Source organism: Streptomyces afghaniensis (assembly GCF_044327915.1).
Taxonomy (GTDB): Bacteria; Actinomycetota; Actinomycetes; order Streptomycetales; family Streptomycetaceae; genus Streptomyces; species Streptomyces afghaniensis.
Genome location: NZ_JBIRGJ010000005.1, coordinates 526,893 through 546,356 on the forward strand (window position 1 = coordinate 526,893; position 19,464 = coordinate 546,356).

Consider the following 19,464-nt stretch of genomic DNA (forward strand, 5'->3'; position numbering starts at 1 on the left):
CGGGATGCGGACACGTGAGGCCGATGAGGTGTTCGGGCCGCGCATGACGCTGTTCGCGGACGTGCTGAGCGTCGGCCTCGCCACGTCGGTGGCCTGCCTGCCGCTGGTGACGGCACCGGCCGCGCTGTCGACGGCGTGTGCCGTACTCCGAGGCGCCGGACAGGACCGTCCCGTCACGGCCGGACGGTACCTGGCCCTGCTGCGGCAACGGCTGCGGGCCGGTGACCTGCTGGCGGGTGCCGTCGCCCTGGCGGGGCTGCTGCTGCTCGCGGCCGACCTGGCGCTGGCCGGGGCCGGGCTGCCCGGGGCGCCGCTGTTCGCGGTGGCCGCAGCCGCCATCGGCGCCTGCGCGGCGGTCGTCGGCCTGCGGGCCTGCGCCCGCCCCGAGTCGCTCACCGACTGGCGTGCGGCGGTGCGCGGGGCCGCCCGGGACGCCGTGGCGGACGCGGGCGGCAGCGGACTGGTCCTCCTCGCCGTGGCGACGGCCGCGCTGTGCGCCTGGATGCTGCTGCCCCTGGCCGTCCTGGCCCCGGGGCCGCTGGCCCTGGCGCTGACCGCCGTCGACGTACGCCGGTCAGCTGCCGTTCTCCTGGAACAGCGGAGCGTCGGGGGCGGATGAACGGGCCCGCGGTTTCAGCGCCGCAGGGCGGCGTCGATGCTCCGACGGGGTGGCGGTGCCGGGGTCGCTGCGGTGCTCGTGATGCCGTTGGAACGGGCCGCGGTTTCAGCGCCGTAGGGCGGCGTCGATGTTGACCCGCGGCCATGAAGGGGCCGTGGCGGGGGCGCCTGCGTGCGCTCCGACGGGGTGGCGGTCGCCGGTCTCTACGGTTTCAGCGCCGTAGGGCCGCGCCGATGCTGATCCGCGGCCATGAACGGGCCGTGGCGAGGAGCGCCTGTGTCCGCTCCGACGGGGCAGCGGCCGCCGCTGCCGCCGCCAGGGCCGCCGCGGCGCTCGCGATGCCGAGGACCGCGCCGGCGGCCACGTCGCCCGGATAGTGCACGCCCGTGTGGATACGGGAGTAGCCCACGGCGCTCGCCAGCGCCCCGAGCGGCACCGCGGCGGGCGGCAGGACCACGCCGACCGCGGTGGCGAACGCGACCGCCGACGCCGTGTGCCCGGACGGGAACGATGCCGACGTCGGCATCGGAACGTGCCGGTCCACCGTCACCCGGGCCGCCTCCCGGTCCGGCCGGGCCCGGCGCACCAGGCGCTTGCCGAGCAGGTTGGCGGAGGCCGAGGCCACGGCGATCGCCCCGACACCGGCCAGCGCGGCCCTGCGCGGCCGCTTCCCGCCCAGTGCCAGGGCCGCGGCGATGCCGAACGAGATCTTGGAGTGGTCGGCCGCGTGCGACAGATGGCGCAGCGTCCGGTCGAGCGTGGGCGTGGGAGTGGCGGCGACCGCCGCGTACAGCGCGCCGTCCACGGCCCTGAGATCGCCCATGACGGCGCCCAGGAGCCGGCGGGGCCCGCCCGAGGGCTTCCCGTCCGCCGGGAGCGGACGAAGGGCGTCCTCGTCTGTGGTCGTCGGATCGGTCATGTGCTTCTCCCCGCAGTGGCCTTCCCCAGCAAGGTACCGGCTCACGCCGGGCGCACGCTCGGCGCCCCTGCGAGCCGGTACCTCCCGAGTGCCCACGCAGGGCGACTGAACCCGTCTGCTGAACTGAGGCCATGACGTCTCTGACGCGCCGGGTCCTGCACGCACTCGAACGGTTCCACGCCGCCCGCCCCTGGGATCACAACGCCCACTTCCACCGCTGGATCCTGCGGCAGCTCCCCAGGCGTGTCGGGAGCGCTCTGGACGTGGGGTGCGGCAGCGGTGATCTCGCCCGGCTGCTGGCCGCCCGGGCAGAGCGGGTGCACGGGGTCGACGCCGACCCGGCGATCATCGCCCGGGCGGGGGAGCTGACCCCCACGGCGGCCCCGGTGACGTACACGGCGGCCGACGCGCCGGCCGGGCTGCCCGCCGGTCCGTACGACGTCATCACCTGCGTCGCCGTGGTCCACCACCTGCCGTTCACCGAGGCGCTGGAGGCTTTCCGGGACCGTCTGGCCCCCGGCGGCACCCTGGTGATCGTCGGTGTCTCCCGGGAGCGGACACCCGTCGACCACCTGCTCGGCGTCGCGTCGATCCCGCTCAACGTCGTGATGGCCCTGCTCAAGAATCAGGGCCGCCCGGTGCCTCGCCCCGTCTCCATGACGGCCCGTACGCGTGCGCCGGACATGACCTTCCCGGAGATCGTCCGCGAGGCCCGGACCGTCCTGCCCGGCGCGCGCCTGCGCCGGCGTCTGTTCTGGCGGTACGCCCTGGTGTGGCACCGCCGCTGATCCGGCACCGGTTCAGCCGGCGGCCCGGAACGTGCGCAGCCGCAGCGAGTTGCCCACCACGAAGACCGAGGAGAAGGCCATGGCCGCCCCGGCGATCATCGGAGTGAGCAGACCGGCCGCCGCCAGCGGCAGGGCCGCCACGTTGTAGGCGAACGCCCAGAACAGGTTCGAGCGGATGGTGCCGAGGGTGCGGCGCGCGAGCCGGATGGCGTCCGCAGCGGCCCGCAGATCGCCCCGGACCAGGGTCAGGTCACCGGCCTCGATCGCGGCGTCCGTGCCGGTGCCCATGGCCAGACCGAGATCGGCCTGGGCGAGAGCCGCCGCGTCATTGACGCCGTCACCGACCATGGCGACCGAACGGCCCTCGGCCTGGAGCCGCTTGACCACCTCGACCTTGTCCTGCGGCAGCACCTCGGCGACGACGTGCTCCGGCGCGATGCCGACCTCGCGGGCCACGGACCGGGCCACGGCCTCGTTGTCCCCGGTCAGCAGGATCGGGGTCAGCCCGAGATCGCGCAGCCGCCGGATGGCCTCGGGGCTGGTCTCCTTCACCGCGTCGGCGACCTCCAGCACCGCACGTGCCCCGCCGTCCCAGGCGACCGCGATGGCGGTGCGCCCGGCGTCCTCGGCCGCCGCCCGGGCCCGGGCCAGCCCCTCCGGCAGCTCCATCGCCCAGTCGGCCAGCAGCCTCTCCCGCCCGACGAGCACCGCGTGCCCCTCGACGACGCCCTGGACGCCGAGTCCGGGCACGTTGGCGAAGTCCTCCGGCGTGGGCAGTGATCCCAGCTTCGCCAGTGCCCCGTCGGCGACGGCACGGGCGATCGGGTGCTCGGAGGAGTGCTCCAGGGCCCCGGCCAGCCGCAGCACTTCGGCCTCGTCGGTGCCGTCGGCGGTGTGCACGGCCAGCAGGGTCATACGGCCGGTGGTCACGGTGCCGGTCTTGTCGAGCACGACGGTGTCTACGCGGCGCGTGGACTCCAGCACCTCCGGGCCCTTGATGAGGATGCCGAGCTGCGCGCCGCGTCCGGTGCCGACCATCAGCGCGGTCGGCGTGGCCAGACCCAGGGCGCACGGGCAGGCGATGACGAGGACGGCGACCGCGGCGGTGAACGCGGCCGTCAGCCCTGCGCCGTTGCCGAGCCAGAAGCCCAGCGTGCCCAGCGCCAGGGCGATCACCACCGGCACGAACACGGCGGAGATCCGGTCCGCGAGCCGCTGCGCGGCGGCCTTGCCGTTCTGCGCGTCCTCCACGAGCCGGGCCATCCGGGCGAGCTGGGTGTCGGCGCCGACCCGCGTGGCGCGCACCACGAGCCGCCCGCCGACATTGATCGTGGCGCCGGTGACCGGATCGCCCGAGCCCACCTCCACCGGCACGGACTCACCGGTGAGCATCGAGGCGTCCACGGCCGAGGAGCCCTCGACCACCGTCCCGTCGGTCGCGATCTTCTCGCCGGGCCGGACCAGGAAACGGTCACCGACCCGCAGCTCCGTGACCGGGACGGTCTGTTCCCGGCCGCCGTCGCGCAGCACCGTGACGTCCTTCGCGCCCAGCTCCAGCAGCGCCCGCAGCGCCGCGCCCGCCTTGCGCTTCGCGCGGGCCTCGAAGTACCGCCCGGCCAGGATGAAGGCGGTCACCCCCGCGGCGGCCTCCAGATAGATGTTCCCGGCGCCGTCCGTGCGCTCGATGGTCAGCTCGAAGGGGTGCGTCATGCCCGGCGTGCCCGCGGTGCCGAAGAACAGTGCCCACAGCGACCACACGAACGCGGCCGAGGTGCCCACCGAGATCAGCGTGTCCATGGTGGCTGCGCCGTGCCGGGCGTTGGTGAACGCCGCCTTGTGGAAGGGCCACGCCGCGTACGTCACCACGGGCGCCGCCAGCGTGAGCGACAGCCACTGCCAGTACTCGAACTGCAAGGCCGGGACCATGGCCATGGCGACGACGGGAACCGCCAGCACCACGGCCGTGACCAACCGCTGCCGCAGCGGCCGCAGTTCATCGGGCTCCTCGGCCGGCCCCTCCCGCACGGCGGGCGGAGCCGGCTCCTGGGCGGTGTACCCGGTCGCCTCGACGGTGGCGATCAGGTCGCCGACGGAGACGTCACCGTTGTAGCTGACCTTCGCCTTCTCGGTCGCGTAATTGACGGTGGCGGTGACGCCGTCCATGCGGTTGAGCTTCTTCTCGATGCGCGCCGCGCAGGAGGCACAGGTCATGCCGCCGATGGCGAGTTCCACTTCGGCGACGGCGCCGGCGTCGGTCGTGTCGGTGGTCATGGCTCACGCCCGGCCGGTCAGCTCGTAGCCGGCCTCGTCGACCGTCTCGGCGATCAGGGCGTCGTCGGGCTCGGTGGCAGTGGTGACGGTGACGTGCCCGGTGTCCAGATCGACCTCGACGCCGCTGACGCCGTCGAGCTCGCCGATGGCCTTGGTCAGCGTGGCCTTGCAGTGGCCGCAGGACATTCCGGAGACGGCGTAGGTGGTGGCGGGCATGGCGTGCCTCCTGGGTACGGTCGCGATTCTCGAATACGGGGCGGGGGTATCTTCCCGCCGAGTTCCTGTATACCCCCGAGGGGTATAAGATGCAAGCGTGAGCACCGCTTGACTATATACCCCCCAGGGGTATGGTGAGCTGCATGAGGCCCCGCACAGGAGCGGGAGGCCCGGTTCTGAAGGAGATGCCGGCCATGAACACCGGACTGAAGATCACGACCTTCGCCGCCGCCCTGGCGGCGACCTTCGGCACGGCCTACGGCGTAGGCCAGGGCATCGACCCGGTCGTCGCCGACAGCCCGCCGAAACACAAGGCCGAGCACACCCGGCCCGCAGCGCCGCCCGAGGAGGCCGGCGGCCACACCGGCCACGACACGCCCCCGGCCGGCGGGCTCCAGATCTCCGAGGACGGCTACACCCTCGACCTGGAGACCCCGAGCGTCACCGCCGGGCAGCGGGCCGACCTGCGCTTCGCGGTCAGGGACGGCAGCGGCCGCGCCGTTACCGCCTATCAGCGCGAACACGAAAAGGAACTCCACCTCATCGTGGCCTCACGCGACCTCGTCACCTACCGCCACCTGCATCCCACCCGCGCCGCCGACGGCACCTGGAGCACCCCCGTCGACCTGCCCCGCGCGGGCGGCTACCGTGTCTTCGCCGACTTCACCCCGGCCAAGAAGGACGCCCGGAACCTCACCCTCGGCGCGGACCTCGCCGCCTCCGGCCCGTACCAGCCGAAGGAACTGCCCGCACCGGCCACCACGGCCAGGACCAACGGCTACGAAGTCGAACTGTCCGGCGCCCTGCGCCCCGGCAAGGCGAGCGAACTGAAGCTCAAGGTTTCCCGCGCCGGCCGGCCCGTCACCGACCTCCAGCCCTACCTCGGCGCGTACGGCCACCTCGTCGCCCTGCGCTCCGGCGACCTCGCCTACCTCCACGTCCACCCGAACGGCGAACCCGGCGACGGAAAGACCAGGCCCGGCCCGGACATCTCCTTCACGGCCACGGCCCCCAGCGCCGGCTCCTACCGCCTGTTCCTCGACTTCCAGCACGACGGAAAGGTCCACACGGTGCCGTTCACCGTCAGGGCCGGGGGAGCGGCGACCGGATCCGGTACCCCCGAGGGGCATGCGGACGACGGCCACGGCCACTGAGTCCCAGGGCGGCGAGGGCCGTGCGGGCCGGCAGCGAGCCGTCCCCGAACCGCGCCGCCCGGTAACCGGTCAAGCCGCCGCCTCGGGTCAGGGCCGGCCGTGGAGCTGTTCCCAGCGGTCCCGGTGGGCGAGGGCGGCCGCCCGGGCCGCCTCGGCCACGACGGCGGGTACGGCCGGCGCTGCCCGCCACGCGGCGGCGCTGTCCGCCATCGCGGCGACGAACTGCCGCCCCGTGTCCGTCAACCGGGGCGAGGACCTCACCACCGTGAACGCCTCCCAGACCTGGATGCGCCAGTAGGCCAGCTCGAACTGCGCGCGCCTCAGGTCGTCGCCGGTCGACCGAAGGCAGCGCCCACGCCAGAATTCGGCCACCCCGAAGAAGGCGAACACCCCCTGGAACAGCCCTTCGAAGGGCCGCGGATCACCCCGCCAGGGCGCGTAGAACAGCTTTTCCTCACTGTCTTGCTCACTGTGCAGTGACACCATGTCGAGGAGGGCGTGGAGCTTCATGTGCCGGACCTCGTGCACGAGTGTCAGGGCCAGTTGCAGCGCGTCCTCCGGTTCGGTGAGGACGATCCCGCCGTACGTATCGCTCGACGTGAGGGAAGCCGGCGCGCCGCCGGACGCCGGAGCCTGCGGCGTGAGGGTGGTGAGAGCGGCTGCGAGTGCCCCGGCGTCCACGCCGTCCGTGTGGTTCAGCAGTTGCCATGCCTCACCGAGCAGTTCCTGCCAGCGGTCCGCCTGCTCGGGAGTGAGCGGGCGGGGCGCCATGCCGGGGTCGACGACGCGGTAAGGGTCGATATCGTCGAGGCAGACCCGGAGGGTCTCACCGGCGATACGGGCTTCGATGCGGCGCAGCGGGTGCCACCCGGGGGACTCGGCCTCCAGCGAGGAGGGAAGTCGCACCTCCTTGCCCGCGGCCCGGACGCACCTCCGGCCGTTCTCCGCCACGACGTCCGCTTCCGTCGTGTGCCGATCGGTTCCGAGGTCGGCGAAGCCGAGGGTCGGCAGGACGGCCAGGCCCTCGCGTACCGGAATCCGGAGGGTGAAGGACAACTCGGCGTTGATGCCGGCCGTGGCCGCGAGTGCCCGCAGATGACCGGCGTCGGCCTTGGCGGAGTCGTCCTCCAGCGCACGCAGCGTATGGCTCATCCACCGGCCTGTACCGGGATGCAGGAGGAGTTTGTCCATGAGGACCGGGTCGACCTGGTCGGCTTCCACGAGCAGCGCCCGCACCTGCCGGATCCACGGGGCCCCGTCCGACCGCGTGTACCAGGCAAGGATCTCCCTCAGCGCCAGGACGCGGATCTTGCGCTGATGGGCGCACAGCTTTTCGACGCCGCTGCGGGTCTCCCGCCCGGCAGCCAGGGCACGCAGCGTATCCGGCCAGATTCTCGTGTCGATCGTCAGTACGGTGGACTTGTCCTTGAAGCGGGACTGTGAACGGTAAGAAAGTACGGGTTGCGAACGCGGACCCGGCGAGTAGGAGTAGCCGCCTGCCGAGTACCCGCCGCCGCCTGGTCCCTCACCCGCTTTGCTCTGCCGTGGCCGGGCAAACCTTTTAAGGATTCGACGGGCATCGGGGGCCAGTTCGTCGCTGTCGGCTGCGAGTGCCTCGTCCAGGGCCATCCTTGCGTCGTCCTCCTCGTTCGCGCCGTTCAGGACAAGCGCGAGGTTCCGGCTGCTGGTCCGCGCATCGGGGTGTTCCTCGCCCAGGAGCCGGACGTTGGCGTCCAGCACCGCACGGAAGTGATCCGCCGCCTCGGTCGGGCGGCCCAGCAGATGCAAAGTGGTGGCGAGCTCGTGCCGACTGGCGACCGCGTCGGGGTGGCCCTCGCCGAAACGCCGCTTGTTGATTTTCCAGATCTCGGCGAACTCGGCCTCGGCCTCGGCGAGCAGGCCCTTGTCCCGCATGATGCGCGCCCGTTCGTGACGGGCGATCAGCGTGTCGGGGTGGGCGGAACCCAGCAGGCTCACCGAGTCCGCGACCACCTCCGCTCCGACGCGTTCGGCCTCGTCGAGCTCCCCGGCATCGCACAACACCCGAGTGAGGTGGGAGCCGACGGCAAGTGTCAGCGGATCGCGGTGTCCGAACAGTTCTCGCGCCGCTCGCCGGATCTCTCGCAGTTCGTCGGCGGACTCGCTGAGCAACCCACGCATGCGCAGGACAGTGGCGATGTCGTACCTGGTGCGAAGGGCTTTGCGGGAGTGCGGCCCCGGGTCGCGCAGCCGGATCGCGAGGACGGCGCGCAGGTCCTTCTCCGCCACGTCCGGCTGTCCGAGCGCACACAGCACCCGTGCCCGGCCGCCTCGGGCGGACTGGAGATAGGGGTGGTCGGACGGCAGCGTCCGTTCGCAAGCCTCGGCTGTCGCCGTGTACACGGCCTCGGACTCACGGAACTGTCCGTCGTCGCGCAGGGCCAGGGCAAGGCTCAGACGGCTTTCGAGCGTCGCGGGATGGTCGGGACCCAGGCGGTTCTCCCGGAGGGCGACGACGGTGCTGAGCTCGGTGACGGCCAGGGAGTACAGGCCGAGGAAGTTGCGGCTCTGTGCGGCGCGCAAGGCAGGTTCGGTGGCGGCGACGGTCACGTCGTCGGGCACAGAGCCGACCAGTTCCAGCAGGTGCAGGGGGGCGGTGCAGTGCGGGGCGAAATGGCGCCATCGGCGCCAGTGCGTGGGATTGTCCGGTTCCAGCGGGCTCACGGCCCGATCCAGCAGGGCCGTGACGAGGCCGAGGAGTTTCCCGGTGTGCGTGGTGAAGTCGGCGTGTGCGCGGTTGCTGGCGCGGACCAGCGGGTGGATGTCGAGCTTCCGGCGGATGTCGGCGTCGGACGACTCGCCTCTGCCGGGTTCCGGGCTCACGCTCTGAAGACTGACCAGTCGCAGACCGGAGAGCCCCTTCAGCGCGGCCTGGATCCGTTTGTGGGTCGGAGTGGGGAACAGGTCGCAGGTGGCGAGCAGCTCCGGGTCGAGCAGTTGCTGGTATGGAATCGGTGCCGGTCCCAGAGCCGACAGGAGGCGCAACAGCGGCCGGGCGAGGTCGTTGCGCTGTTCGTGGAGGAGATCGAGCGAGATCTCCCAGGTCGTCAGGATGGCCCGGCGGGCCTGTTCCGCCTCCCCGAGCGAGGAGTCCGGGTCGGCGGCCATCTCCGCGATCCGTCCGTCGAAGTCGCGGCGATACTCCTCGAAAGTCTCGGGCGTTCCGGGCACGGGCCATGGCTCCTCGGCTGCCAGCGCAAGGTAGGTGCCGGCGAGGTCCAGGGCCAGGGGCAGGCCTCCGAGGTGCTGGGCCAGCTTCTTCGCCTCCTGCTCATCGCCCGCGTCCGGTGCCAGGTCGAGCAGGATGCGAGCCCCGTCGTCGATGTCGAGCACGTCCACCGGCAGGACCTGTATCCACGGCGCCCATCGCTCCCGACGCGATTCGCGGCTCGTGACGAGTACCGTCCCGTGCGGGGTGCCGGGCGGCCGCAGCCAGCCGACGCCTCGTGCCAGGGGTTGTGACCGGGCGCTGAGGAAGGATGGATCGTCGACGTTGTCGAGCACGAGAAGCCATGGTTCGGTGAGCGCGTTGAGCCGCTTCCACAGCACATCGGCGGCGTGCGCGCGGACGAACTCTCCGCTGTCGGCGCCGGCGTCGAATGCGACGGCGTGCAGGGCGCCCCAGAGGCTCTCGCGGTCGGCGCAGGACACCCACCACACGTGGCCCGCCCTGGGCGAGAGCCGGTGTGCCACCTCCAGGGCCACCGTGGTCTTTCCGCAGCCGCCGAGCCCGGTCAGCACATGGACGCGGCGGTTGTCCGGGCTGTCACCCCCATCGCGTCCCATGTCGCCGGTCAGCGCCCTCACCAGGCCGTCCCGCCCGCGCAGCCGGTCCGCGGCGACCCGTCGCTGGGGAACGGCAAGCGGGATCGAGGTGAGGTCCACATGCGAAGGGAACGCCGCTGCGGCCGCCCGCTCGTGATACGCGGCCTGCGTAAACGCCTCCTTCGGGAGCAGAACCGCCTGCTCGATGTTCTCGACGTGAACCGCGGACGCGCCGTCGCCGGTGACCACCTGACGGGCGTCCCCGCCCACGGCGGCCGATCGGTCCCCGGACGAAGACGTGGCCGGCGGATCAGTCCTCCTCACCATTCTTCGAGTATTTCCCGTGCCTCCCCTTCGCACAGTCAGAAACCGGAAACACTCCCCATGTCGGAAGCCGAGCCTCAGCCGAGCGCCCGGTCCAGGTTGAAGGCCGCGCTGATCAACGCGAGATGCGTGAACGCCTGCGGGAAGTTGCCCTGCTGCTCCCCGGTGTGGCTGATCTCCTCGGCGTACAGGCCGAGATGGTTGGCGTACGTCAGCATCTTCTCGAAGGCGAGACGCGCCTCGTCGATCCGGCCCGCGTGCACCATGGCCTCGACGTACCAGAACGAGCAGATGGAGAACGTGCCCTCGTCGCCGCGCAGTCCGTCCGGGCTGGACTGCGGGTCGTAGCGGTAGACCAGCGAGTCGGAGACCAGTTCCTCGGTGAGCGCGTCCAGCGTCGACAGCCACTTCGGATCGGTCGGGGCGATGAACTTCGTCAGCGGCATCATCAGCACGGCCGCGTCCAGCACGTCGCCGTCCTCGTGCTGGACGAAGGCCCCGCGCGCCTCGGACCACCCCCGGCTCATGATCCGCCGGTAGATCGTGTCGCGGCACTGGCGCCAGTGGAGCAGGTCGGCGGGCAGGCCGCGCCGGGTGGCCATCCGGATGGCCCGCTCGATCGCCACCCAGCACATCAGCCGCGAGTACAGGAAGTTCTTGCGCCCGCCCCGTGTCTCCCAGATCCCCTCGTCGGGCTGGTCCCAGTTCTCGCACACCCAGTCCACCAGCGCGCACACGTCGTCCCACTGATCGCTGGAGATGGGCTTGGCCCACTTGTCGTAGAGGTAGATGGAGTCGATCAGCGCGCCGTAGATGTCGAGCTGGAGCTGGTCGGCCGCCGCGTTGCCGACCCGCACCGGCGCGGAACCCTCATGGCCCTCCAGATGGCCGAGTGTCGTCTCGGGCAGCTCGGTGCGCCCGTCGATGCCGTACATGATCTGCAAGGGGCCGGAGGGCTTGCCGTCGCCCGGGCTGATGTGCCGGGTCACGAAGTCCATGAACTTCTCGGCCTCGCCGGTGAAGCCCAGCCGCAGCAGGGCGTAGACGCAGAAGGCCGCGTCGCGCACCCACACGTACCGGTAGTCCCAGTTGCGTTCGCCGCCGAGCCGCTCGGGCAGACTCGTGGTCGGCGCGGCCACGATCGCCCCGGTCGGCGCGTAGGTGAGCAGTTTCAGCGTCAGCGCCGAGCGGTGCACCATCTCCCGCCAGCGGCCCCGGTACCTGGACGCCGCCAGCCAGCGCCGCCAGTACGCCACCGTCGCCGCGAACTGCTCCTCCGCCTCCGTGCGCGCACACCGGCGGGGCGCCACGTCGCCGCCCACCTTGTCCAGCGCGAACACCGCCGACTCGCCCTCGGCGAGCTTGAAGTCCCCGCGTACGTCCGGCCCGTCCGTCTCCAGTGGCACGGTCGCGGTCAGCGCGAGCGCCAGCCCCGCGGACTCGAAGACCGCCGTCTCACCGGTCAGCCGGACGGTGTGCGGCCGGGTGCCGTAGTCGAACCGGGGAGCGACACGGGTACGGAACGGGATCGAGCCGCGTACGCACACCACCCGGCGGATCAGCCGGTGCCGCTCGGCCTCGGCCGGCTCGCTGTCGAGCGGCATGAAGTCCTGCACCTCGCCGACGCCGTCCTCGGTGAAGAACCGGGTGATCAGCACGTTGGTGTCGGGGAAGTAGAACTGCTTGGTCCGCGCCGGCACGGCAGCCGCCAGTTCGAAGCAGCCGCCGCGCTCCGCGTCCAGGATCGAGGCGAAGACGCTGGGCGCGTCGAAGGCCGGGCAGCAGTACCAGTCGATCGTGCCGTCGGTCCCCACCAGGGCCACGCTGCGCAGATCGCCGATCAGCCCGTGCTCCGCGATCGGCAGATACCGCCGGCTGCCCGGCACGTCGTGGTCCCGCGCTGCTCCGCCCATGACCGCCTCCCTGGCCGGTACACGCCTCAGCCCCAGCTTAGGACCTGTCGTTTGGATCAGATCGCAGACGCGGGGTCTGGCACGCGCATCTGCGGCGTTGAACGACAGGCCCTAGGCGGGAGGACCGGTGAAGGGGCCGGGAACGCGGATCACACCGTGACGACCCGCAGTCCGGCCTCCTCGAAGCGCCGCACCGTCTCCGTGTCGGCCGCCGTGTCCGTGACCAGCGTGTCCACAGCCTCGGCAGCGCAGATCCGGGCGAAGGCCCGCTGCCCCAGCTTGCTGGAGTCGGCGGCCACGACCACGCGCTCCGCGCGTTCGCACAGCAGCCGGTTGATCGCGGCCTCCGCCTCGTCGTGCGCCGCGGCCCCGTGCGTCACGTCGAAGGCGACCACCCCGAGCACCGCCACGTCGACGGTGATCTGCCCGAGCACCCCGTCGGCGAGCGGTCCGACCAGCTCGTACGACTGGGCCCGCGCCACCCCGCCGGTCAGCACGATCTTGAACTGGGGCCGTACGGCCAGCTCGCCGGCGATGTTCAGCGCGTTCGTCACCACGGTCAGCGCGGGCGAGCCGGACGCCAGGTCCTCGCGCACGGCCAGGGCCCGGGCCACCTCGGTGGTGGTCGTGCCCCCGGTCAGCCCGACCGCCTCACCCGGCGCGACCAGATCGGCGACCGCCTTGGCGATGCGCTGCTTCTCGGAGGCACGCCGGGCCGTCTTGTAGCGCAGCGGCAGCTCGTACGACACGCCGTGCACCACCGCGCCGCCCCGCGTGCGCACCAGCATCTGCTGCTCGGCGAGCCGGTCGAAGTCGCGGCGGATCGTCGCCGCCGACACCCCGAGCTCCCCGGCCGCCTCCTCGACGTCCAGCCGGCCGCGCTCGACGAGCAGTTCCAGCAGCGCCTTCCAGCGGGCGTCGCGCGACATCCGCACCTCCACGACTCGATCTCCGGGCGACCCTAACGCACCCGATCCGGGCCCGCATGCTTGATGATGCTCGAAAGCTGGCGATATCTTGCAGGAACAATCAGAGCGGAGGGTGCGGCATGACGCATGTCGAGGACGAGCTCACCAGCCAGCCCGAGTGCTGGACACGCGCCGCGTCACAGGCGGCCGACCACGCGGAGGTGCTGCCGGCGGCGGGGGAGCGGGTCGCGATCGTCGGCTGCGGCACCTCGTACTTCATGGCGCAGGCGGCCGCGGCCCTGCGCGAGGGCGCGGACCAGGGCGAGACCGACGCGTTCGCCGCCTCGGAGTTCCCCTACGGCCGCGCCTACGACCGGGTCGTCGCCCTCACCCGCTCCGGCACCACGACCGAGGTCCTCGAACTGCTCGGCAAACTGAAGGGCCGCACCCGCACCACCGCCATCACGGCCGACCCGGACACACCCGTGCGGACGGCGGCCGACGAGCTCGCCGTCCTCGACTTCGCGGACGAACGCTCCGTCGTCCAGACCCGGTTCGCCACCACGGCCCTCACCCTCCTGCGCGCCCACCTCGGCCTGCACCCCGACACCGCCGTCACCGACGCGCGCACGGCCCTGACGGAGCCCCTGCCCGAAGGCCTGGCGGACTGCGCCCAGTTCACCTTCCTGGGGCGCGGCTGGACCGTCGGCCTGGCCAACGAGGCCGGGCTGAAGATGCGCGAGGCGTCACTGTCCTGGGCGGAGGCCTATCCGGCGATGGAGTACCGGCACGGACCCATCAGCGTCACCACGAGCGGCACCGCGACCTGGATGTTCGGCGAGGCACCCGCAGGGCTGGCCGACCAGGTGCGCTCCACCGGCGCGTTGTGGATCGAGGGCCGGCTGGACCCCCTGGCCGAACTCGTCCGCGCCCAGCGCCTCGCGGTCGCCGTCGCCGCGGCCCGCGGCCTCGACCCGGACCGCCCACGCCACCTCACCCGCTCGGTGATCCTCGCCCACTGACCCTGGAGGCACCGTGCCCCTCACCACCACCGGCGAGCTCGTCACCCGTGCCGCCGCGGCCCGTTCGGCCGTCGCCTCCTTCAACGTCATCACCCTGGAACACGTGGAGGCCGTCATCGCGGGCGCCGAGTCCGTGCCCGCCCCCGTCGTGCTCCAGGTCAGTGAGAACGCGGTCAAGTTCCACGGCGGACAGCTGTTCCCACTCGCCCGTTCGGCCGTCGCAGCGGCCGAACGGGCCGTCGTACCGGTCGCGTTGCACCTCGACCACGTGCAGAGCGAGACCCTGCTGCACCAGGCGGCGGAGGCCGGCTTCAGCTCCGTCATGTACGACGCCGCCCGGCTGCCCTACGCGGAGAACCTCGCCGCGACCCGCGCGGCCGTCGACTGGGCACACGCGCAAGGGCTGTGGATCGAGGCCGAGCTGGGGCAGATCGGGGGCAAGAACGGCAGACCCCCGCTGGACGCGCACGCTCCGGGCGCCCGCACCGACCCCGAGGAGGCCCGGGCCTTCGTCGCCGACTCGGGCGTGGACGCCCTGGCCGTCGCCATCGGCAGCGCCCACGCCATGACGACCCGCACCGCCGCCCTCGACCACACCCTCCTCGGACAACTGTCCGCCGCGCTGGACGTCCCGCTCGTCCTGCACGGCTCCTCCGGCGTCCCGGACGGCGAACTCACGGCGGCGGTCGCGGGCGGCATCACCAAGGTCAACATCGGCACGGCCCTGAACATCGCGCTGACCGGCGCGATCCGGGAGTTCCTCGCCGACCGCCCCGAGGCGGTCGACCCGCGCGGCTACCTGACGGTCGCGCGGGAGGCCATGACCCGGACGGTGGCGAGGACCCTCCACACTCTCGGCGCGGCTACCGCTTGACGGCCTTCAGCACCACGAACTTCGGGTCGCTCGCCACCAGCCGGCTGTTGCCGAACAGCTTGCGCAGCTTGACGTGGTAGCCCAGATGCCGGTTGCCGATCACCCACAGCTCACCGCCCGGCCGCAGCGCGCGCCGCGCACCCGTGAACATCCGCCAGGCCGTGGCGTCCGTCGTCGCCTGATGGGAATGGAAAGGCGGGTTGTTCAGGACCAGATCGACACTGCCGGACGGCACGCCCGCCAGCCCGTCCCCGACCCGGAACTCGGCGTGCCCCGGCACCCCGTTCGCCTTGTACGTCGCCTCCGCCGAGGCCACGGCCTGGAACGACTCGTCCACGAACAGCACCTCGGCCGCCGGATCGGCCAGCGCCACCGCCGTCCCGACCACGCCGTTGCCGCACCCCAGGTCCACCACCCGCGGGCCGCCCCCGCCGCTCGGCAGATGCTCCAGGAAGAACCGGGTGCCGATGTCGAGCCGGTCGGCGCAGAAGACACCCGCGTGGTTCACGACCGTGCGCCCCGAGACCGCTCCGATGCCGTCCGGGAGGGTGTAGAAGTACGGCCACGGACTGGCGGGCCGCTCCAGCGCGGGATCCGGCGTGCAGAAGATCAGCCGGGCCTTCTTCTCGGCGAGCGAGGTGCGGGTCGGGCCGAGGATCCGCTCGAACAGCCGCAGCGTCGAGGTGTGGATCTCCTTCACCATGCCCGTGCCCACGACGACCGTCCCCACGTGCACCGCCGGCGCCAGCCGCAGCAACTGGTCCTCCAGCAGCGCGAGGCTCTTCGGCACCCGCACGAGGAGAACGTCGACGCGGTCCGGCGGCGGGTCCTGCGTGGTGAGCAGCCGGACCGCGCCGGGCTCGACACCGTGCCGCGCGAGGTTGGCCCGGGTCGCCTCCTGGGTCAGGTGGGAATCGGTGATCTGTGCCGGGCGGTGCTCCGCGAGCGCCGTGACCAGGGCACCCCAGCGGTCCCCGACGACCACGACCGTGCCCGACAGCGGGACCCCCTCCTGCGCCAGATGCCTCAGCAGGTACTCGTCGGAGGCGTCCCAGGCACGCAGCCTGTCGCGCGGGTCCTCGGGGAAACGGGTCAGCGCGAGCTCGCCCCAGGGCGTCGTCATACGGTCGTTCATCGTGCGTCCAGGCTAGTGCCCCCGGCCGGGCCGCAGCTCAGCCGAGGTCGGGGAGGATGGGAGGCATGGACGGCGAACTGTTCCCCCGGGCCCGTACGCAGGTGGCGCCGGGCGCGGTGCACGTGCCGGACTGGCTGGACGCCGAGCACCAGCGCGAGCTGCTGGAGGCCTGCCGCGCGTGGGCGCGCCCACCGGCCGGCCTGCGCACGGTCCGCACGCCCGGCGGCGGCACCATGACCGCCCGGCAGGTCTGCCTCGGCCGGCACTGGTACCCGTACGGCTACGCCGGCAGGGCCGTCGACGGCGACGGCGCCCCGGTGAAGCCGTTCCCCGAGTGGCTGGGCGACCTGGGCCGCCGGGCGGTGCGCGAGACACTCGGCGGACCGGCGCCGGCGTACGATATCGCCCTGATCAACTTCTACGACGCCGACGCCCGGATGGGCATGCACCGCGACAGCGACGAGAAGTCGGACGCGCCGGTGGTGTCGCTCAGCCTCGGTGACACCTGCGTGTTCCGCTTCGGCAACACCGAGACCCGCACCCGGCCCTGGACCGACGTCGAGCTGCGCAGCGGCGACCTGTTCGTCTTCGGCGGCCCGTCCCGGCTCGCCTACCACGCGGTGCCCCGGGTACACGGAGGCACCGCACCGCCCGGGCTGGGCCTGGCCGGACGGCTCAACATCACGCTCCGGGTCAGCGGCCTGTAAGGGCCGCGAGCCCTACGGATCATGGGAGACTCGCCCTCATGAGCGGGAAGGCGGACCCCCGGCCGGCGGGGGATGGGAGCACCTCGACGAGGACGCGGCTGGACCGGGGGCGCGGAGCCCTCGGACCCGCGCTGGAGCTCGTGCACACCGGACGCGCGCCGACCCGGGCCGTGCTCACCGCCGAGCTCGGCGTGACACGGGCGACGGCCGGAGCGGTCGCCGCCGAACTGGAGGCGCTCGGGCTCATCCGGGTCGACGCCCGGCCCGGCGCGGCGGCGGGCTCGCAGGGCAGGCCCTCGCACAAGCTGGCCGTCGCCGAGGACGGGCCCGTCGCGCTCGCCGCGCAGGTGCACGCCGACGGGTTCCGGGCGGCGCTGGTCGGGCTGGGCGGCCGGATCGTGGCCACCGCGCCGGGCTGTGAGGTCGTCGACGCCGACCCGGCGAAAGTGCTCGCCTCCGTCGTCACGGCGGGCGCCGAGCTGCTGCGGGAGACCGGACGCCGCTGCGTGGGCGCCGGACTCGCCGTACCGTCCGCGGTCGCCGAACCCGAGGGCCTTGCCCTCAACCCGCTGCACCTGGCCTGGCCCGCGGGCGCGCCCGTCCGGGACATCTTCGCCGAGCAGGTGCGCGCGGCCGGCCTCGACGGACCGGCGTTCGCCGCGAACGACGTCAACCTCGCCGCGCTCGCCGAGCACCGGCACGGCGCCGGGCGCGGCGCCCGCGACCTGCTGTGCGTGGCCACCGGCCACCGGGGCGTCGGCGGCGCACTCGTCCTCGACGGCCGCCTGCACCGGGGCAGTTCGGGCCTCGCGCTGGAGGTCGGCCACCTCACCGTGCACCCCGAGGGCCGCCCCTGCCACTGCGGCAGCCGCGGCTGCCTGGACGTGGAGACCGACCCGCTGGCCTTCCTCACGGCGGCGCGACGCGAACCGGGCCCCGAGGTGTCCCTGCTCCAGCAGTCCATCGACCTCGTCCGCCACCACTACGACGACCCGGGCGTGCGCACCGCCACCGAGACCCTCATCGACCGGCTCGGCCTCGGACTCGCCGGCCTCGTCAACATCCTCAACCCGGACCGCATCATCCTCGGCGGCCTGCACCGCACCCTCCTCGACGCCGACCCCGACCGCCTCCGCGCCGTCGTCGCCGACCGCAGCCTGTGGGGGCAGAGCGGCGGCGTCCCCATCCTGCCGTGCACCCTCGACCACAACAGCCTGGTCGGCGCCGCGGAACTGGCGTGGCAGCCGGTGCTGGACGATCCCCTGGGAGCGCTGACCTAGGTGTATTGACCCGCAGGGTTGTTGACGCGGGTGATGGGCGGTTTGCAGACCCCGCATCCGATGCTCAACGGAGATCAGGCACCGCCCGACGGGCTTGTCCGCGTCGCTTCCGGGAAGGCTCGCGCCTGAGCGGGCAGTCTGGACCGCAGGCGGCTCGCCCGCACCGTACGAACGAGGAAGTTGACGTCATGACCGACAAGCTCACCGTGAGCGTCCTGGGCACCGGCATCATGGGCGCCGCGATGGCCCGCAACCTGGCGCGCGCCGGGCACACCGTGCACGCCTGGAACCGCACCCGTGCCAAGGCCGAGCCGCTGGCCGCCGAGGGCATGCACATCGCCGACACCCCCGCGCAGGCGGTCCGGGACACCGACGTCGTCCTCACCATGCTCTACGACGGGCCCGCCGCCCTGGACACGATGCGGGAGGCCGCCCCCGCCCTGCGTCCGGGCGCCGCCTGGGTGCAGTCCACGACCGCCGGCGTCGAAGCCATCGGCGACCTCGCCGCCTTCGCCCGCGAACACGGCCTGGTCTTCTACGACGCGCCCGTCCTGGGCACCCGTCAGCCCGCCGAGGCCGGGCAGCTGACCGTGCTCGCCGCCGGCCCCGTCGAGGGCCGGGACACGGTGACGCCGGTCTTCGACGCCGTCGGCGCCCGCACCGTGTGGGCCGGCGAGGACGGGGCGGCCGGCGGCGCCACCCGGCTGAAGCTGGTCGCCAACAGCTGGGTCCTCGCCGTGACCGCAGCCGCCGGCGAGGCCCTGGCACTGGCGAAGGGCCTCGACATCGACCCGCGCGGTTTCCTCGACCTCATCGCCGGCGGCCCCCTCGACATGGGCTATCTGCATGCCAAGTCCGGCATGGTCCTCGAAGACCGGCTCACACCGCCCCAGTTTGCCGTGACCACCGCCGCCAAGGACGCCCGCCTCATCGTCGAGGCCGGAGCGGACCACGGCGTCCGCCTGGACGTGGCCGAAGCCGCCGCCGCCCGCATGGAGCGTGCGGCAGCCCAGGGCCACGGCGACGAGGACATGGCCGCCGCCTACTTCGCGAGTTTCGACGAAAACCCGTCCGCCTGATCACCCGGGAGGTTCCCCCATGTCCAAGCCGCCGCTGCCGCCCGAGGCCGAAGCCCTGCTGAGCCGGCCCAACCCGTGCGTCATGGCCACCCTGCGCTCCGACGGCACACCGGTCTCCACCGCGACCTGGTACGCGTGGAAGGACGGCCGGGTGCTGATCAACCTCGACGAGGGCCGGGTCCGCCTGAAGCACCTGCGCCGCGACCCGCGCGTGACACTCACCGTCCTCGCCGACGACAACTGGTACACCCACATCACCCTGATCGGCCGCGTCACCGAGATGTACGACGACCAGGACCTGACCGACATCGACCTGCTCTCCCGGCACTACCTCGGCAAGCCCTACCCGAACCGCGTCCGGCCCCGGGTCAGTGCCTGGATCGAGGTCGACCGCTGGCACGGCTGGGGTGAGTTGAAGGACAACGACCAGGCCATGGGCTGAGACCGGCGG

The 19,464-nt window shown here is 72.7% G+C and carries 16 protein-coding genes; 9 read left to right on the forward strand and 7 right to left on the reverse strand.

The genetic code is table 11. The annotated features are described in order from the left end of the window. Nucleotides 1-4: 4 nt before the first annotated feature. Nucleotides 5-619, forward strand: a complete 615-nt coding sequence (locus ACH4G3_RS21050; RefSeq protein WP_397625923.1) for a hypothetical protein — start codon at nucleotides 5-7, stop codon at nucleotides 617-619. A gap of 211 nt (nucleotides 620-830) precedes the next feature. Here ACH4G3_RS21050 and ACH4G3_RS21055 read toward each other — a convergent pair whose 3' ends face one another. Continuing rightward, a complete protein-coding gene (locus ACH4G3_RS21055) occupies nucleotides 831-1,538 on the reverse strand; it encodes a phosphatase PAP2 family protein (RefSeq protein ID WP_397625924.1) in 708 nt (235 codons plus the stop codon). 131 nt (nucleotides 1,539-1,669) lie between these two features. Here ACH4G3_RS21055 and ACH4G3_RS21060 point away from each other — a divergent pair, with 131 nt between their 5' ends. Continuing rightward, a complete protein-coding gene (locus ACH4G3_RS21060) occupies nucleotides 1,670-2,326 on the forward strand; it encodes a class I SAM-dependent methyltransferase (protein ID WP_397625925.1) in 657 nt (218 codons plus the stop codon). Between the two features lie 12 nt (nucleotides 2,327-2,338). On the opposite strand, the gene ACH4G3_RS21065 is transcribed toward ACH4G3_RS21060, so the two are convergent. Both ACH4G3_RS21065 and ACH4G3_RS21070 read right to left on the reverse strand, forming a co-directional pair. Beyond that, entirely contained in the window at nucleotides 2,339-4,597 is a 2,259-nt protein-coding gene (locus tag ACH4G3_RS21065) for a heavy metal translocating P-type ATPase (protein WP_397625926.1), read from the reverse strand. A gap of 3 nt (nucleotides 4,598-4,600) precedes the next feature. Beyond that, a complete protein-coding gene (locus ACH4G3_RS21070) occupies nucleotides 4,601-4,813 on the reverse strand; it encodes a heavy-metal-associated domain-containing protein (protein ID WP_020276662.1) in 213 nt (70 codons plus the stop codon). A gap of 194 nt (nucleotides 4,814-5,007) precedes the next feature. Between ACH4G3_RS21070 and ACH4G3_RS21075 the strand changes: the two genes are divergently transcribed. Continuing rightward, entirely contained in the window at nucleotides 5,008-5,967 is a 960-nt protein-coding gene (locus tag ACH4G3_RS21075; protein ID WP_397625927.1) for a hypothetical protein, read from the forward strand. 87 nt (nucleotides 5,968-6,054) lie between these two features. On the opposite strand, the gene ACH4G3_RS21080 is transcribed toward ACH4G3_RS21075, so the two are convergent. The 3 genes from ACH4G3_RS21080 to ACH4G3_RS21090 form a co-directional block, all read right to left on the reverse strand. Then, complete coding sequence (locus ACH4G3_RS21080; protein WP_397625928.1) at nucleotides 6,055-10,041, reverse strand: aKG-HExxH-type peptide beta-hydroxylase; 3,987 nt, start codon at nucleotides 10,039-10,041, stop codon at nucleotides 6,055-6,057. 131 nt (nucleotides 10,042-10,172) lie between these two features. Continuing rightward, entirely contained in the window at nucleotides 10,173-12,008 is a 1,836-nt protein-coding gene (locus ACH4G3_RS21085) for a glycoside hydrolase family 15 protein (protein ID WP_397625929.1), read from the reverse strand. A gap of 149 nt (nucleotides 12,009-12,157) precedes the next feature. Beyond that, the gene (locus ACH4G3_RS21090; protein WP_397625930.1) at nucleotides 12,158-12,937 is read right to left on the reverse strand and encodes a DeoR/GlpR family DNA-binding transcription regulator; all 780 of its coding nucleotides are present in this window, start codon (nucleotides 12,935-12,937) and stop codon (nucleotides 12,158-12,160) included. 119 nt (nucleotides 12,938-13,056) lie between these two features. On the opposite strand from ACH4G3_RS21090, the gene ACH4G3_RS21095 reads away from it, so the two are divergent. Together ACH4G3_RS21095 and ACH4G3_RS21100 are read left to right on the forward strand one after the other, a co-directional pair. Further along, complete coding sequence (locus ACH4G3_RS21095; RefSeq protein WP_397625931.1) at nucleotides 13,057-13,938, forward strand: SIS domain-containing protein; 882 nt, start codon at nucleotides 13,057-13,059, stop codon at nucleotides 13,936-13,938. Nucleotides 13,939-13,951: 13 nt separating this feature from the next. Then, the gene (locus ACH4G3_RS21100) at nucleotides 13,952-14,812 is read left to right on the forward strand and encodes a class II fructose-bisphosphate aldolase (protein ID WP_397625932.1); all 861 of its coding nucleotides are present in this window, start codon (nucleotides 13,952-13,954) and stop codon (nucleotides 14,810-14,812) included. On the opposite strand, the gene ACH4G3_RS21105 is transcribed toward ACH4G3_RS21100, so the two are convergent. Further along, nucleotides 14,802-15,935, reverse strand: coding sequence for a methyltransferase (locus ACH4G3_RS21105; RefSeq protein WP_397626181.1), 1,134 nt, complete (start codon nucleotides 15,933-15,935; stop codon nucleotides 14,802-14,804). The genes ACH4G3_RS21100 and ACH4G3_RS21105 overlap by 11 nt on opposite strands. A gap of 77 nt (nucleotides 15,936-16,012) precedes the next feature. On the opposite strand from ACH4G3_RS21105, the gene ACH4G3_RS21110 reads away from it, so the two are divergent. The 4 genes from ACH4G3_RS21110 to ACH4G3_RS21125 all read left to right on the forward strand — a co-directional run bounded on the left by ACH4G3_RS21110 (nucleotide 16,013) and on the right by ACH4G3_RS21125 (nucleotide 19,455). Next, on the forward strand, nucleotides 16,013-16,654 hold the full coding sequence (locus ACH4G3_RS21110; RefSeq protein WP_397625933.1) for an alpha-ketoglutarate-dependent dioxygenase AlkB family protein: 642 nt from the start codon (nucleotides 16,013-16,015) through the stop codon (nucleotides 16,652-16,654). 38 nt (nucleotides 16,655-16,692) lie between these two features. After that, nucleotides 16,693-17,934, forward strand: a complete 1,242-nt coding sequence (locus tag ACH4G3_RS21115; protein WP_397625934.1) for an ROK family protein — start codon at nucleotides 16,693-16,695, stop codon at nucleotides 17,932-17,934. Nucleotides 17,935-18,122: 188 nt separating this feature from the next. After that, nucleotides 18,123-19,013 carry an NAD(P)-dependent oxidoreductase gene (locus ACH4G3_RS21120; RefSeq protein WP_397625935.1) on the forward strand — a complete coding sequence of 297 codons (891 nt, stop codon included), beginning with the start codon at nucleotides 18,123-18,125 and terminating at the stop codon, nucleotides 19,011-19,013. A gap of 19 nt (nucleotides 19,014-19,032) precedes the next feature. Beyond that, nucleotides 19,033-19,455, forward strand: a complete 423-nt coding sequence (locus tag ACH4G3_RS21125) for a PPOX class F420-dependent oxidoreductase (RefSeq protein WP_397625936.1) — start codon at nucleotides 19,033-19,035, stop codon at nucleotides 19,453-19,455. The last annotated feature ends 9 nt before the right edge of the window (nucleotides 19,456-19,464 follow it).

Bases quoted from the DNA above. Each gene is read 5' to 3' on its own strand.
- ACH4G3_RS21050 (WP_397625923.1), top strand. From the start codon at position 5: ATGCGGACACGTGAGGCCGATGAGGTGTTCGGGCCGCGCATGACGCTG.
- ACH4G3_RS21055 (WP_397625924.1), bottom strand. From the start codon at position 1,538: ATGACCGATCCGACGACCACAGACGAGGACGCCCTTCGTCCGCTCCCG.
- ACH4G3_RS21060 (WP_397625925.1), top strand. From the start codon at position 1,670: ATGACGTCTCTGACGCGCCGGGTCCTGCACGCACTCGAACGGTTCCAC.
- ACH4G3_RS21065 (WP_397625926.1), bottom strand. From the start codon at position 4,597: ATGACCACCGACACGACCGACGCCGGCGCCGTCGCCGAAGTGGAACTC.
- ACH4G3_RS21070 (WP_020276662.1), bottom strand. From the start codon at position 4,813: ATGCCCGCCACCACCTACGCCGTCTCCGGAATGTCCTGCGGCCACTGC.
- ACH4G3_RS21075 (WP_397625927.1), top strand. From the start codon at position 5,008: ATGAACACCGGACTGAAGATCACGACCTTCGCCGCCGCCCTGGCGGCG.
- ACH4G3_RS21085 (WP_397625929.1), bottom strand. From the start codon at position 12,008: ATGGGCGGAGCAGCGCGGGACCACGACGTGCCGGGCAGCCGGCGGTAT.
- ACH4G3_RS21090 (WP_397625930.1), bottom strand. From the start codon at position 12,937: ATGTCGCGCGACGCCCGCTGGAAGGCGCTGCTGGAACTGCTCGTCGAG.
- ACH4G3_RS21095 (WP_397625931.1), top strand. From the start codon at position 13,057: ATGACGCATGTCGAGGACGAGCTCACCAGCCAGCCCGAGTGCTGGACA.
- ACH4G3_RS21105 (WP_397626181.1), bottom strand. From the start codon at position 15,935: ATGACGACGCCCTGGGGCGAGCTCGCGCTGACCCGTTTCCCCGAGGAC.
- ACH4G3_RS21110 (WP_397625933.1), top strand. From the start codon at position 16,013: ATGGACGGCGAACTGTTCCCCCGGGCCCGTACGCAGGTGGCGCCGGGC.
- ACH4G3_RS21115 (WP_397625934.1), top strand. From the start codon at position 16,693: ATGAGCGGGAAGGCGGACCCCCGGCCGGCGGGGGATGGGAGCACCTCG.
- ACH4G3_RS21120 (WP_397625935.1), top strand. From the start codon at position 18,123: ATGACCGACAAGCTCACCGTGAGCGTCCTGGGCACCGGCATCATGGGC.
- ACH4G3_RS21125 (WP_397625936.1), top strand. From the start codon at position 19,033: ATGTCCAAGCCGCCGCTGCCGCCCGAGGCCGAAGCCCTGCTGAGCCGG.